At 73.1% G+C, this 12,873-nt stretch carries 12 protein-coding genes; 9 read left to right on the top strand and 3 right to left on the bottom strand.

The genetic code is table 11. The features are described 5' to 3' along the window. Positions 1 to 15 precede the first annotated feature (15 nt). Positions 16 to 1,938, top strand: coding sequence for a molybdopterin biosynthesis protein (locus ABD401_RS10955; RefSeq protein ID WP_344604568.1), 1,923 nt, complete (start codon positions 16 to 18; stop codon positions 1,936 to 1,938). Then, a complete protein-coding gene (locus tag ABD401_RS10950) occupies positions 1,935 to 2,738 on the top strand; it encodes a sulfite exporter TauE/SafE family protein (protein WP_344604566.1) in 804 nt (267 codons plus the stop codon). Before ABD401_RS10955 ends, ABD401_RS10950 begins: the two co-directional genes overlap by 4 nt. A gap of 16 nt (positions 2,739 to 2,754) precedes the next feature. On the opposite strand, the gene ABD401_RS10945 is transcribed toward ABD401_RS10950, so the two are convergent. Together ABD401_RS10945 and ABD401_RS10940 are read right to left on the bottom strand one after the other, a co-directional pair. After that, on the bottom strand, positions 2,755 to 3,147 hold the full coding sequence (locus ABD401_RS10945) for a type II toxin-antitoxin system death-on-curing family toxin (protein ID WP_344604564.1): 393 nt from the start codon (positions 3,145 to 3,147) through the stop codon (positions 2,755 to 2,757). Between the two features lie 3 nt (positions 3,148 to 3,150). Continuing rightward, entirely contained in the window at positions 3,151 to 3,348 is a 198-nt protein-coding gene (locus tag ABD401_RS10940; protein ID WP_344604562.1) for a ribbon-helix-helix protein, CopG family, read from the bottom strand. Positions 3,349 to 3,449: 101 nt separating this feature from the next. Here ABD401_RS10940 and ABD401_RS10935 point away from each other — a divergent pair, with 101 nt between their 5' ends. Genes ABD401_RS10935 through ABD401_RS10920 form a run of 4 tightly spaced genes read left to right on the top strand, consistent with a single transcriptional unit; the run spans position 3,450 to position 7,827 of the window. Beyond that, positions 3,450 to 4,877, top strand: a complete 1,428-nt coding sequence (locus ABD401_RS10935; RefSeq protein WP_344604560.1) for an amidase — start codon at positions 3,450 to 3,452, stop codon at positions 4,875 to 4,877. 10 nt (positions 4,878 to 4,887) lie between these two features. Further along, entirely contained in the window at positions 4,888 to 7,044 is a 2,157-nt protein-coding gene (malQ, locus tag ABD401_RS10930) for a 4-alpha-glucanotransferase (RefSeq protein WP_344604558.1), read from the top strand. After that, the gene (gene ctaJ / locus ABD401_RS10925; RefSeq protein WP_344604556.1) at positions 7,041 to 7,451 is read left to right on the top strand and encodes an aa3-type cytochrome oxidase subunit CtaJ; all 411 of its coding nucleotides are present in this window, start codon (positions 7,041 to 7,043) and stop codon (positions 7,449 to 7,451) included. Before malQ ends, ctaJ begins: the two co-directional genes overlap by 4 nt. After that, complete coding sequence (locus tag ABD401_RS10920; protein ID WP_344604554.1) at positions 7,438 to 7,827, top strand: DUF5130 family protein; 390 nt, start codon at positions 7,438 to 7,440, stop codon at positions 7,825 to 7,827. Before ctaJ ends, ABD401_RS10920 begins: the two co-directional genes overlap by 14 nt. Before the next feature lie 128 nt (positions 7,828 to 7,955). On the opposite strand, the gene pepN is transcribed toward ABD401_RS10920, so the two are convergent. After that, the gene (gene pepN, locus ABD401_RS10915) at positions 7,956 to 10,529 is read right to left on the bottom strand and encodes an aminopeptidase N (RefSeq protein WP_344604552.1); all 2,574 of its coding nucleotides are present in this window, start codon (positions 10,527 to 10,529) and stop codon (positions 7,956 to 7,958) included. Positions 10,530 to 10,658: 129 nt separating this feature from the next. On the opposite strand from pepN, the gene ABD401_RS10910 reads away from it, so the two are divergent. From ABD401_RS10910 to ABD401_RS10900, 3 genes are read left to right on the top strand one after another with little or no spacing between them, the layout of a single operon-like run. Next, entirely contained in the window at positions 10,659 to 11,300 is a 642-nt protein-coding gene (locus tag ABD401_RS10910; RefSeq protein WP_344604550.1) for a mycothiol-dependent nitroreductase Rv2466c family protein, read from the top strand. Positions 11,301 to 11,333: 33 nt separating this feature from the next. After that, positions 11,334 to 11,840 (top strand): ribose-5-phosphate isomerase, encoded by a 507-nt coding sequence (locus ABD401_RS10905; RefSeq protein WP_344604548.1) that lies wholly within the window; start codon positions 11,334 to 11,336, stop codon positions 11,838 to 11,840. Between the two features lie 22 nt (positions 11,841 to 11,862). Next, entirely contained in the window at positions 11,863 to 12,795 is a 933-nt protein-coding gene (locus ABD401_RS10900; RefSeq protein ID WP_344604546.1) for a ketopantoate reductase family protein, read from the top strand. Positions 12,796 to 12,873: the final 78 nt, after the last annotated feature.

The following is a 12,873-nucleotide window of genomic DNA, read 5'->3' as shown; positions in this document are numbered from 1 at the left end:
GGTAGCCTGCGCAGCGTGCCGCCGTCGAGCCCCTTCCTCTCCGACGTGCCGGCGGCCGAGGCGTTGGCCGCCTGGCAAGCCGTGTGCGGGGCCGCGGGGTGTCCCGCGCTGACCGAGGCGGAGACGGTCCCGGTGCAGCACGGCGTGGGCCGGGTGACGGCCGAGCCCGTCTGGGCGCGGCGCTCCTCGCCGGCGTTCGACTCCGCGGCGATGGACGGCATCGCGGTCCGGGCGGCGGACACCGTCGCGGCCACCGAGACCTTCCCGGTGCTGCTGGCTCCGGAGAGCTTCGTCGTCGTCGACACCGGCGACCCGTTGCCCGAGGGCTACGACGCCGTCGTCATGCGCGAGCACGTGCACCGGACCGCGGACGGGTCCGCCGAGCTGCGCGCGGCCGTGCCGCCGTACCAGCACGTGCGCTCGATCGGGGAGGACATCAGCGCGACCGAGCTGCTGCTCCCGACCGGCCACCGGTTGCGCGCGGTCGACGTCGCGGCCGCCGCGGCCGCGGGGGTCACGGAACTGACGGTGCGTCGGAAGCCGGTGGTCGTCGTCGTCCCGACCGGGGACGAGATCCGTCCGATCGGTTCCGAGCTCGGCCCGGGCGACATCCTCGACACGAACTCGCTCATGCTCGCGGAGCAGGCGAAGGAGTCCGGGTGGGAGGCCCGCACGACGCCGGTCGTCCCGGACGACCCGGACCGGATAATCGCGGCCCTACGGGAGGCGGCCGCGGAGGCCGACCTCGTCGTGCTCGTTGCCGGGTCGAGCGCCGGCCGGGACGACTACACGGCGCGGGTCGTCGAGGCGGCCGGGACGCTCGCGGTCCACGGTGTCGCGGTCAAGCCCGGGCACCCCGTCGTGCTCGGTGCCGTCGAGGGCGGCACCCCGGTGCTCGGGGCGCCCGGCTACCCGGTCTCGGCGGCGCTGACGTTCGAGATCTTCGCGGCGCCGATGCTCGCCCGCCTCGAGGGCGCCGCGCCCCGCGAGCGGCCGTTCGTCTCCGCCCGCCTCGCCCGCAAGCTCGCCTCGACCCTCGGCAGCGACGACTGGGTGCGCGTGCGCCTCGGCCAGGTCGGCGGGGAGATCGTCGCGACGCCGCTGCCCCGCGGCGCCGGTGTCCTGACGTCACTGGTCCGCGCGGACGGCCTGCTGGTCGTGCCGGCCGGGGTGGAGGGCCACCACGCGGGGGAGCAGGTGCGCGTCAACCTGCTCCGGGGGGCGGAGGAGATCGGGCGGACGATCGTCGCGATCGGCTCGCACGACCTCGTGCTCGACATCGCCGCGTCCCGGCTGCGGCAGGCCGATCCGCGGATCACGCTGGCGTCCTCGAACGTCGGCTCGCTCGGGGGTCTGGTCGCGATCCGCGACGGGCTCTGCCACCTCGCCGGCTCGCACCTGCTCGACCCGGAGACCGGCGAGTACACGCTGCCGTACCTCGACCGCCTTCTCGGCGACGGGCCGAAGGTCGCGGTCATCCGGCTCGTGCACCGCGACCAGGGCCTGATCGTGCCGCCGGGCAATCCGCTCGGCCTCTCGGGCATCGCCGACCTCGCCCGGCCCGGCCTGCGGTACGTGAACCGGCAGCGCGGCGCCGGCACCCGCGTCCTGCTCGACCAGGAACTCGCACGCCTCGGCCTCGACCCGAGTGGGGTCACCGGATACGGCCGCGAGGAACACACCCACCTCGCGGTGGCCGCCGCGGTCGCGGGGGACCGGGTCGACACCGGCCTCGGGATCCGCGCCGCCGCGCGCGCCTTCGGTCTCGACTTCGTCCCGGTCGCGCAGGAGCCCTACGACCTCGTCCTGCGCGCCGACGCCGTCGACGACCCGCTGCTGGCCCCGCTCTGGGACCTCCTCGCCGACCCCGGGTTCCGGGCCGAGGTCGAGGCCCTCGGCGGGTACTCCTGCGCCGAGACCGGGCTCCGCATCCGGTGAGCTCGGGGGCTGCCGTGGCACGTCGCCCGCGGCCGCTCGCCTTCGTCGCGGGGGCGGCGGTGGGTGTCCTGGGCGGGATGATCGGCCTGGGTGGGGCGGAGTTCCGGCTGCCGCTGCTGTTGCTGCTCTTCGGGTTCACGGCGCTGCCGGCGGTCGTGTTCAACAAGGCGATGAGCCTGGTCGTCGTCGCGACCGCGTTGCCGGCCCGGTTGATTGCGGTCCCGCCCGGGGAGCTCGGCCACGAGTGGGACGTCGTCCTGAATCTTCTGACGGGCAGTCTGATCGGCGCGTGGCTCGGTGCGACGTGGGCGATCCGCATGCGGAGCGCGACGCTCTACAAGGTCCTCGCGGTGTTGCTCGTGCTGATGGCCGCCGTCCTCGCCGCCCACCACGCCGGCACCGTGTCCGAGCTCGACCTGCCGAGCGGGGCGCGCTTCGTGGCGGGTGTCGTCGCCGGCGTCGGGATCGGTGTCGTCGCGGCGCTGATGGGCGTCGCGGGCGGGGAACTCCTGATCCCGACGATCGTCCTGCTCTACGGCCTCGACATCAAACTCGCGGGCAGCGTCGGTCTCGCGGTCTCGCTGCCGACCATGCTCGTCGCGTTCGCCCGCTACAGCCGGGACGCCAGCTTCGCCGTGCTGCGGGAGAACCGCGGGTTCGCGGTCGCCATGGCCGCCGGGTCGGTCGTCGGCACCGTCGCCGGCGGGCTGCTGCTCGACGTCGTTCCCGACGACGTCCTGATCCCGATCCTCTGCGTCGTCCTTCTCCTGTCCTCGATCAAGGTGTGGGGCCACCGCTGAAGCCGGAACACCCGGGTCAGGTGGTCGGGCGTGGTTTCAGGTGCGACGCGATCACGGCAGCCGCCGCCGGGACGTCGAGGCGGCCGGCGGCGACGTCGACGACGAACTGCTCGGCAGCGTCGATGTCGGGGATGTGGAAGTCGAAGCCGTTGAGTTCGCAGAAGGCGCGGGTCGCCAGCCAGCCGAGTCGCTTGTTGCCGTCGACGAGCGGATGGTTCCGCGTGATGGCATGCAGCAGTGCGGCGGCCTTGGTGGCCAGGCTGTCGTACGCGTCCTCGCCGAACACAGTCGTCTGCGGCCGTGCTGCGGCTGCGGCCAGGGCGCCGGGATCGCGCAGCAACGGTCGCGCCGGCTTGACGGCCTGCGCCGCGGCGAGGAGGAGGTCCTCGACGCTCAGGTACTCGGTCATGAGCTACCGACCGAGACGGTCCAGCAAATCCGCGTCCTCGGTCGCGATGCGTTCGAACATCGCCTTCATCCGCTCCTCGCGCCCGCTGACGTAGAGACGGATCGCCTCACGGGCGACCTCTTGCATGCTCCGTCCCTCCGCCTCCGCGGTTCGACGCAGCGCCTCGGTCTCGTCCTCGTCCAGTCGGAGCGTCATCGCCATCCCGCGATGGTATCACCGCGGTATCACGATGGCCGAGAACGCGGGACTTCCTGCCGCCCGGCGTAACCGCGCGGTCAAGATCGCCCGGTAGCGTCGCGGGGGTGAGCGACCTGCACGACCTGACCGCTCTCGAGCAGGCGGGTGCGATCCGCCGCCGGGAGGTCTCGGCGACCGAGGTCACCGAGCACTACCTGCGGCGGGCGGAGGCGCACTCCGACATCGTCGGGGCGTTCACGACGCGGACGCCGGACCTTGCGCTCGCGCAGGCGAAGGAGGCGGACGAGCGGATCGCGGCCGCCGGGCCGGACGAGGAGCTCGGACCGCTGTTCGGCGTGTGCGTGCCGGTCAAGGACCTGACCGCGGTGGCGGGGGTCCGGATGACGCTCGGGTCCGCGGTTTTCGCGGAGTTCGTCCCGCAGATCTCCGCGGTCGTGGTCGAGAAGCTGCGCCGCGCGGGCACGGTGATGACCGGCAAGACGAACACGCCGGAGTTCGGGCTGCCCTGCTACACCGAGCCGGACGTCGCGCCGCCGGCGCGGACGCCCTGGGACCTGACCCGCACCGCCGGCGGGTCCAGCGGCGGGGCCGCAGCGGCGGTCGCGGCCGGGCTCGCCCCGATCGCGCTCGGCAGCGACGGCGGGGGATCGATCCGGATCCCGGCCTCGGTGTGCGGGCTGGTCGGCTACAAGCCCTCCCGCGGACGCATCAGCAACGCGCCGTTCGGGCCCGACCCCGTCGGGCTCGTGACGCACGGGCCGCTCGCGCGGACCGTCGCCGACGCGGCCGCGTTCGTCGACGCCGTCGCCGGCCCGGTCCCCGGCGACCCGTGGTGGGCCGCCCCGCTGCCGCCGGGGGAGACGTTCCGGGCGCGCACCGCGGTCGACCCGCCGCGCCTGCGGATCGGCCGCTTCGCCGCCGGGGTCCTGGTCGAGGCCGAGTTCCACCCCGACGTCCTCGCGGCCTGGGAGCAGGCCACGACGCTGCTGACCGAGCTCGGCCACGAGGTCGTCGACGTCGAGCCGCCGGCGGCGGCGCAGCACCACGCCCACTTCCTCGACGTCTGGTCGTCGCTGGCCGCGAGCGGGCCGGTGCCGCCGGGGACGGAGGAGCGGCTGCGGCCGCTGACCCGCTGGCTGCGGGAACGCGGCCGGTCGGTCGACGCGCCGCGCCTGCTCGGCGCGATCGGGGAGCTGCAGGGCCTGGCGCGGACGACCGCGCGCGCCTGGGCGGGCTTCGACGCGATCCTCACCCCGACCCTGGCCACGCCGCCGGTCCGCATCGGCGAGCTGCGCAACGACGAGGACCCGGCGGCGGACTTCGCTGCGCAGTTCGCGTTCACCCCGATCACGTCGTTCTTCAACCTCACCGGCCACCCGGCGGTCTCGCTGCCGCTCGGGGTGGGGGAGGGCGGCCTGCCGCTCGGAGTGATGCTCGCGGGCCGCCCGGCGGGCGACGGGGACCTGCTCGCGCTCGCGGCCCAGCTCGAACGCGCTGCGCCCTGGGCGCATCGCCGGCCGGAAATTTGGTAGGGAACCTCTCGTGACCGAGCTCTCTCCGAACCTTGTCGCCCTGGCCACGGCGTGCGGCGTCGCGACCGAGTACTGGGACTGGCGCGGCGAGTACGTCGCGGTCCCGGAGTCGACGATCGTCGCGGTGCTGGAGTCGCTGGGCTGGGAGGCGGCCACCCCGGCGGCCGCCGGTCGGTCCCTGGCCCAACTGGAGGCGGACCGCTGGCGGCGCATGCTGCCGCCGGTGGTGACGATGCGTCAGGACGCAGCCGGTCCGACGTCGTTCCCGGTGCACGTGCCGCACGGCGACCCGGTCGAGGCGTGGATCGAGCTGGAGCAGGCCGACCGCGCCGAGGTCCGCCAGGTGGACCGCTGGGTCGAGCCGACCGTCGTCGACGGCGTGCTGATCGGCGAGGCCACGTTCGAGCTCCCGAGCGACCTGCCGCTCGGCTACCACCGGATCCAGGCGCGCAGCGGCGAGCGCAACGCCGAGAGCTGTCTGATCGTCACGCCCGCGTCGCTCGAGCTGCCCGCCGGGCTGCGCGGGCCGGACGGCGAGGCGCAGCGCAGCTGGGGTCACCTCGCGCAGGTGTACCAGGTGCGCAGCGAGCGCTCCTGGGGCCCGGGCGAGCTCGCGGACCTCGCGGCACTCGCGGAGTGGACGGCGTCCGAGCTCGGTGCCGGGTTCGTCCTGATCAACCCGCTGCACGCGACCGCCCCGCTCCCGCCCGTCGAGCCGTCGCCGTACCTGCCCGTGAGCCGGCGGTTCGTCAGCCCGCTGTACCTGCGGGTCGAGGACGTCCCCGAGTACGCGACCCTCGACGCCTCGACCCGGGCGGCGGTCGACGCCCTGGGCGAGCCGTTGCAGGGGCGCGGCGGCGCGGACGAGCTGCTCAACCGCGACGTCGCGTGGACCGCGAAGCGGGCGGCGCTCAAGCTGATCCACGGCGCCGGGTTGTCGGCCGAGCGGGCGCGGGAGTTCGCCGCCTACCGCGAGCGGGAGGGCGTCGCCCTGCTCGACTTCGCCACCTGGTCCGCGCTGTGCGAGGAGCACGGCCCGGCGTGGATGGCGTGGCCGGAGGAGTTGCGCCACCCCGCGACCGAGGCCGTCGCCGCCGAGCGGACCCGGCTCGCCGACGCCGTCGACTTCGCCGCCTGGCTGCAGTGGCAGCTCGACCAGCAGCTCGCCGCCGTCAAGGAACGGGCGGCCGCCGCGGGCATGCCGATCGGCGTGATCGCGGACCTCGCGGTCGGCGTCCACCCGGGCGGCGCGGACTCCTGGGCGCTGTCCGACGTCCTCGCGATCGGTGTCTCCGTCGGCGCCCCGCCGGACGCGTTCACCCAGCAGGGGCAGGACTGGAGCCAGCCCCCGTGGAAGCCCAACCGGCTGGCCGAGCTCGGGTACGCACCGTTCCGCGACATGATCCGCGGCGTGCTGCGGCACGCGGGCGGGATCCGCGTCGACCACGTCATGGGCATGTTCCGGCTGTGGTGGGTCCCGGCCGGGCGCAAGCCTTCGGAGGGGACGTACGTCCGCTACGACCACGAGGCGATGGTCGGGGTGCTCGCACTGGAGGCGGCCCGGGCCGGGGCGCTCGTCATCGGCGAGGACCTCGGGACGGTCGAGCCGTGGGTGCGCGACTACCTGCGCGAGCGAGGCATGCTCGGGACGTCGATCCTGTTCTTCGAGCGCGACCAGGTCGGCCCGCTGCCGGCCGACGCGTGGCGCCGGTTGTGCCTGGGCACGGTCACGACGCACGACCTGCCCCCGAGCGCCGGGTACCTCGCCGGCGAGCACGTGAGCATCCGCGACCGGCTCGGCCTGCTCACCCGCCCCGCGGACGAGGAGTGGATGGGGCTCTGGGACGAGGTCGCGAGCTGGCGCGCCCGGCTGGAGGCCGAGGGCATCGACCCGGGCCCCGTCGGGGACATCCCGGCGCTGGTCGAGGCCCTGCACCGCTTCCTGGCCCGGACGCCGACGCTGCTGTGCGGGGTCGCCCTCGCCGACGCCGTCGGGGACCGCCGGACGCTCAACCAGCCCGGCACCTACCTGGAGTACCCGAACTGGCAACTGCCGCTGCTGGACGCCGACGGACGGCCGGTGCTGCTGGAGGACCTGGCGGGGCCGTCTCCGGTGGCCGACCGTGTGCGTTCTCTCGCACAGGCGTTCGCTAGTCTCACCTCGTGATCGGTACTAGCTGGCGCCCGCTTCCGAAGGCCTGGTTCCGGGCCGCCGTTCTCGGTGTTGTCCTCGCGTCCTCGACGCTCGCCGCGTCGCCGGCGATGGCTCTCACGCGCGACGACGGTGACGACCCCGGCGAGGGGATCTCGAACCTCAAGGTGATCGGGATCTTCGTCGGCATCCCGGTCGGCCTGTTGGCCCTGATCTGGCTGGTCGTCTCGATCCCGTACATGATCCGCGGCCCGCGCTACCGCCCCGGCAAGGAGTGGACGGCCGAGGCGGAGTGGTACGGCGCCCCGGGCGAGGACGGCCCGGCCGCGCTGGAGAGCGGCTCCGCCGACCCGGCGCTCGAGGGTGCCCCGGCCGACGCCGGCACCGACGCCGCAGGCGGTGGGACCAGTGCTCGCTGGTGAGGCGTTCTCCGAGCGGCAGCGCGAGGAGATCGTCAAGGCCATTCAGCAGGGCCGCCGCACCAGCGGAGTGAACTTCTCGGTCTACGTCGGCGCCGCCGACGGACCGACCCGCGCCGCCGCCAAGCGTCGCCACGCCGAACTCGGGTCCGAGGCCGCCGACACCGTCCTCGTCTTCGTGGACCCCGCCGCCCGCAGCCTGGAGATCATCACCGGCTCCCGCGCCCGGCGCTGGGTCGACGACCGCGCCTGCGCCCTCGCCGCGATGACGATGACCACCGCCTTCGCCGCCGGGAACCTCGCCGGCGGCATCGTCCAGGGCATCCAGCTCCTCGCCGAGCACGCCCGGCACCCCCAGAGCCTCCACACCGCGCACTGAGCCCACCCGTCACACCGGGGGTGACACCCTTTTCGGCGCCAAAAAGGGTGTCACCCTTTTTGGCGTCAGAAAGGGGTGACACCCCTTACTGCGCAGTAAGGGGTGTCACCCTTTCTTGACAGGGTCGGTCAGCCCGCGGCGCGGTCGCACTCCTGGGCGCGGAGGGCGCGCTGGACGCCGTCGCGGGCCTCGGACAGCAGCCGGCGCAGGGCCGGGGCCGGGGAGTGCTCGGCCAGGAAGCGGTCGGTGCGCTCGACGGTGTCGGCCGAGATCCGCCAGGACGGGTAGAACCCGTTGACGATGTTCTGGGCGATCTCGTTGGTGCGCTCCTCCCAGATCCGCGGGACGGCCTCGAAGTAGGGCTCGACGAACTGCTCGAGGATCTCGCCCTGCTCGATCTGGACGAACCCGCCGATGATCGAGTTCTGCATGGCGTTCGGGAGCTTGTCGTCGCCGACGACGGAGGCCCAGGCCTCCTCCTTCGCCTGCACCGTCGGGCGGGCGGCGAGGGCGCCGGCGGCGTGGCGCTGGCCGGCCGCGGTGTCGTCGCGGTCGAGCTCGGCGTCGATCTCGGACTCGCCGGCGACGCCGCGGGAAACCAGACGGTGGAGCATGTGCCAGCGCAGGTCGACGTCCATCGCGAGGCCCGGGACGAGCGGCTCCCCGGCCAGCAGCGCGGCCAGCAGGTCGAGCTGCTCGTTGGTCCGGGCGACGGAGGCGAACGTCCGCGCCCACGCGAGCTGGCTGTCGCTGCCGGGCTCGGCGGCGCGCAGGTGCTCGAGGGCGGCCGCGGCGAAGCGGGAGAGCCCGGTCTCGCGGTACTCGGGGTCGGCGAACATGAACAGCGCCGAGATCGCCTGCCGCTGCAGGCCCTGCTGGACGACGATGCCGGTCTCGCTGCCGATGCCGCGCAGAACCAGGTCGACGTAGTCGCGCGCGGGCAGCTCGGCGTCGCGGGTCATGTCCCAGGCCGCGGACCAGCACAGCGCGCGGGGGAGGGACTCGCTGATGTCGCCGATGTGCCGGCCGAGCGTCGCGAGGGACGTCGGGTCCAGGCGGATCTTCGCGTAGGTGAGGTCGTCGTCGTTGACGAGGACGAGGTCGGCGGAGCGCTTGCCGATCAGCTCCTTGACCTCGGTGCTCGCGCCGGCGACGTCGAGCTCGACCCGGTCGCGGCGGACGAGCTTGCCGTCGGTGAGGGCGTACAGGCCGATCGCGATGCGGTGCGAACGCAGCGTCGGGTAGGCCTCGGGCGCGCTCTGCTGGACGGTGAAGTGCCGGAACGCGCCGAGCTCGTCGAGCTCGAAGACCGGGCGCAGCACGTTGACCTGCGAGGTCTGCAGCCACTCCGCCGACCACGCGGACAGGTCGCGGCCGGAGGTCTCCTCGAGAGCGGCGAGGAAGTCCTTGAGCGTCGTGTTCCCCCACGCGTGGCGGGAGAAGTACGTGCGGATCGCGGAGACGAAGTTGTCCCGGCCGACCCACGCCACGAGCTGCTTGAGCACCGAGGCGCCCTTGGCGTAGGTGATGCCGTCGAAGTTCACCTCGACGTCGTCGAGGTCGTTGATGTCCGCGACGATCGGGTGCGTCGAGGGCAGCTGGTCCTGGCGGTAGGCCCACGTCTTCTCGACGTTCGCGAACGTGGTCCAGGCGTTGGTCCACCGCGTCGCCTCGGACTGGCAGAGCACGCTGATGTAGGTCGCGAACGACTCGTTGAGCCAGAGGTCGTCCCACCACTTCATCGTCACGAGGTCGCCGAACCACATGTGGGCGAGCTCGTGGAGGATCGTCTCCGCGCGGCGCTCGTACGCGGCGTCGGTGACCTTCGAGCGGAAGACGTAGTCCTCGAGGATCGTGACGCAGCCGGCGTTCTCCATCGCGCCCGCGTTGTACTCCGGGACGAACAGCTGGTCGTACTTGGTGAACGGGTACGGCTGGTCGAACAGCTCGAGGAAGAAGTCGAAGCCCTTGCGGGTGACGTCGAAGATCTCGTCCGCGTCGAGGTGCTCGGCGAGGGAGCGGCGGCACGCGACGGCCATCGGCACGACGAGGTCGCCCGGACCGCGGTACTCGCTGCGCTCGACGTGGTAGTCGCCGGCGACCAGCGCGACGATGTAGGTCGACATGCGCGGGGTCGCGTCGAAGACCCAGACCGACGAGCCGTCGCGGCCCGGCACCGGCCGCGGCTCGGGGGTGTCGGCGTTGGAGAACACGGCCCACGGCGACGGGGCGAGGACGGTCAGCTGGAACGTCGCCTTGAGGTCGGGCTGGTCGAAGCAGGCGAAGACGCGCTTGGCGTCGGCGACCTCGAACTGCGTGTACAGGTAGGTGCCCTCGTCGACCGGGTCGCGGAAGCGGTGCAGGCCCTCGCCGGTGTTCATGTACGCGCAGTCGGCGACGACGCGCAGCGTGTTCTCGGCGGCGATCTCCGGCAGGTTCACGCGGTTGCCGTCGAAGTGCGTGGCGGGGTCGAGCGTCTTGCCGTTGAGGGTGATCTCGCTCACCGACGGCGCGATCAGGTCGAGGAACGTGCCGTTCTCGCGGCCGACCAGGCCGTCGAACTGCACCACGGTCGTCGAGCGGAACGTGCGGTTCTCGCCGGCCGGGTCCGGGACCAGGTCGAGCTCGACGGCGTAGGAGTGGACGTCGACCGTGGCGGCGCGGGCCGCCGCCTCGTCGCGGGTCAGATTCTTGCCGGGCACTGAGTGACTCCTGACTCGTTCGACGGGACGGCTCATCCTTCCACGCGGGGTGGGCAGGACTCTCACAGGAATGCGCCGAGAGGTGCGCAGGTTGGACCGGGTGAGGACCTACGGAAACGGAGTACCCCCGTGAGTGAGCGCAGCACCGTCGATTTCTGGTTCGACCCGCTCTGCCCCTGGGCATGGCTGAGCTCGCGATGGATGCTCGAGGTCCAGACGGTCCGCCCCGTGGACGTGAAGTTCCACCTGATGAGCCTGGCGATCCTCAACGAGGACCGCGAGATCCCCGAGCAGTACCAGAAGCTGCTGGCGACCGGGAAGAACATCGGCCGCGTCGTGATGGCGGCCCAGGTCGGCCACGGCGACGAGGTGGTGCCGGGCCTGTACACCGAACTCGGCCGCCGCTTCCACCACGAGGAGCGTGAGCGCGACCGGGCGACGGTCGCCGAGGCGCTCGCCGCCGTGAACCTCCCGGCCGACCTGATCGAGGCCTGGGACGACGAGAGCTGGGACGAGAAGGTCCGCGCCTCCCACGAGGAGGGCCAGAACCTTGTCGGCCTGGACGTCGGCACCCCGGTGATCCGCGTCGCCGACACCGCGTTCTTCGGCCCGGTCGTCACCCCGGCCCCGGCCGGCGAGGACGCCGGGAAGCTCTGGGACGGTGTGCTGCTGGTCGCGTCGACCCCGGGCTTCTACGAGCTCAAGCGCACCCGCGACGAGGGCCCGCGCTTCGACGTCGGGGCCGCGCCCCGGCACGACCGGGCGGCCTGACGCCTGACCGGACCCGTTTGGCAGACTCGCGCCATGCGCGTCTACCTGGGGTCCGACCACGCCGGCTTCGAGCTCAAGGACCACCTGCTGCGGTGGTTGGAGGAGGCCGGGCACGAGCCGGTCGACTGCGGGCCGACGATCTACGACGCCCAGGACGACTATCCGCCGTTCTGCCTGGCCGCGGCGTCGCGGACCGCGCAGGACCCGGGCAGCTTCGGCGTGGTCCTCGGCGGGTCGGGCAACGGCGAGCAGATGGCCGCGAACAAGGTTCCGGGCATCCGGGCCGCGCTGGTCTGGAGCGAGGAGATCGCCTCCCTCGCCCGCCAGCACAACAACGCCAACGTGATCAGCATCGGCGCCCGTATGCACACGCCCGAGGAGGCGGCGCGCTTCCTCGAGGTCTTCCTCGACACGCCCTACAGCGACGAGGAGCGGCACAACCGTCGTATCGGCATGCTCGCCGACTACGAGGCCTCCCACGAGCTCCCGCCGCTGCCGGGTGAGGAGACCGAGAGCGCGCACCCCGAACTGCTGACGTGACGCGAGGCTGAGGGATCGTCAGATGCGCATCGGAGTGGTGGGTGCCGGTGGCGTCGGCGGTTACTTCGGTGCGCGGCTGGCCGCGGCGGGGCACGACGTCGGCTTCCTCGTCCGCGGCGCGCAGCTGACGGCGCTGCGGACGACCGGCATCGAGATCCACAGCCCGCGCGGCAATCTGCATCTGACGGACGTGCGTGCGAGCGACGATCCGGACGAGCTCGGTGCGCACGACGTCGTCCTGTTCGCGGTGAAGGCGTACGCGATCGACGGTGCGCTGCCGGCCCTGCAGCCGCTCCTCGGTGCGGACGGCTTCGTCGTCTCGCTGCAGAACGGCGGGGTCGCCCCGGCCGAGCGCGTCGCGGCCGCGGTCGGCGTCGAGCGGACCGTCGGGGGCGCGGCGTACATCTCGTGCCACCTGCGCGCCCCGGGCGTCCTCGAGCATCACTCGCCGTTGGCCGGCATGGAGATCGGCGAGCTCGGCGGCGGGTCGTCGGCCCGCGTCGAGGAGTTCACCGAGCGTGCCCGCGACGCCGACATCGACGCCGTCGCCGCACCCGACATCCGCACCGTGCTCTGGCAGAAGCTCGCGTTCATCTGCGGCCTCGCCGGCGCGACCGCGAGCTCGCGGCACCCGATCGGGGAGGTCCGCGCGACCGAGGCGGGGCAACGGCTCCTGCGCGGCCTGGTCTCCGAGGCGGCCGCCGTCGCCCGCGCCGACGGCGCCGCCCTCGCCGACGACTTCGAGGACAAGACCCTCGGCCTGCTGAACCGGCTCGACCCGGGCATGCGCAGCTCGCTGTACGAGGACCTCGCCCACGGCCGGGTTCTGGAGCTCGACTCCCTCCACGGCGAGATCGTCCGCCGCGCCGACGCCCTCGGCCTCGACGTCCCCGTCACCCGGACCGTCTACGCCGTCCTCGAGCCGTTCGCCCGGGCCGCCGCCGCGCCGGCGTGAAGACCGGTGCGAAATCCCGTGTGAAAAAAGGGTGACACCCCTTACTGCGCAGTAAGGGGTGTCACCCTTTTTTGACAG

Origin of the sequence: Sporichthya brevicatena (genome assembly GCF_039525035.1) — a bacterium.
Taxonomy (GTDB): domain Bacteria; phylum Actinomycetota; class Actinomycetes; order Sporichthyales; family Sporichthyaceae; genus Sporichthya; species Sporichthya brevicatena.
This window is presented reverse-complemented; position numbering and strand designations above follow the sequence as displayed.